1 pseudogene is annotated in these 1313 nt (G+C 62.0%); it reads left to right on the top strand.

From position 1 onward, the window contains the following. Window positions 1-77 precede the first annotated feature (77 nt). A pseudogene (locus ACZIRK_RS45185) lies at window positions 78-1313 on the top strand (IS3 family transposase); the annotation flags it as partial.

Here is a 1313-nt window from a genome sequence, read left to right as displayed (position 1 = left end):
GTGAAGTGGACCCCGGATTTTGGACCAGCGGCTTAGGTGGTGCGGATGCCGTTCCGTTTTGATAAACGGAGCGGACCATGAAGAAGACGAGACGGAAAATCGACGCGGCGCTGAAGGCAAAGATCGCCTTGGAGGCGCTGCGAGAACAATCAACGGTGACGGATCTGGCGCAGCGCTACCAGGTGCATGTGAACCAGATTTACGCCTGGAAGAAGCAGCTTCAGGATCAAGCGGTTCGGGCGTTCGACGCGGGCGCTGGTCGGGATGGCGAGGCGGCCCACGAACTGGAGGTCGAGAAGCTCCACGCCAAGATCGGACAATTGACGGTCGAGCGAGATTTCTTAGCCAGGAGGTCCGGAAGATGAGCGCGCCGGATCGCCGAGGATTGCTTCAGCGCGATCATGAGAGTCTGTCGATCCGCCGGCAATGCCAACTGCTGAGCGTTGCGCGATCGAGCGTATATCGGCCGCCGCGGCCGGCCAATGACAACGACCTTGAGCTGATGCGGCGGATCGATCAGCTGTTCACGGCCTGGCCGTTCCTGGGCTCGCGGCGGCTGACGGCAATGCTCAATGGCGAAGGCTGTCGCATCAATCGCAAGCGTGTGCAGCGGTTGATGCGCAAGATGGGCATCGCAGCGCTGGGACCAAAGCCCAGAACCACGAAGCCGGCGCCGGGACACAAGATCTTCCCGTATCTCCTGCGCCATCTGGCGATCGACCGGCCGAATCAAGTGTGGGCGGCCGATATCACCTATGTGCCGATCGGCCAGGGCTTTCTGTATCTGGTGGCGATCATCGATTGGGCGAGCCGTGCGGTGCTGGCCTGGCGCCTGTCGAACACGATGGACACATCGTTCTGCGTGTCTGCGCTCGAAGAGGCCTTGGCACGCTTCGGCCGGCCTGAGATCTCAGCGCGATGCGAAGCATCGTCGCGACAATACCGACCAGGGCAGCCAGTTCACCAGCGCCGCCTTCACCGGCACGCTGGCCGCCACCGGCGTCAGGATCTCGATGGACGGTCGCGGGCGCTGGATGGACAACGTGTTCATCGAGCGGCTGTGGCGCTCGCTCAAATACGAGGACATCTATCTCAAGGGCTATTCGGATGGCCACGAGGCCAAAGCCGGAATTGCCCGATGGATCGAGTTTTACAATTTCCAGCGCCCTCATCAGGCGCTGGAAAACCGCGCGCCGATGGCGGTCTGGCGGGCCGGTGTCACCGGCGCATTCGGCGAAGAGGCTGTGGATATGACGCTTCTCGCAAGCGAGAAGCTTGGACAACGCTGCGCGTTGCCCACATCCCCACAGCCA

The organism is Bradyrhizobium sp. Leo114, from assembly GCF_055229415.2.
The sequence above is the reverse complement of the archived record's forward strand: the minus strand, read 5'-3'. Positions and strand labels throughout refer to the sequence as shown.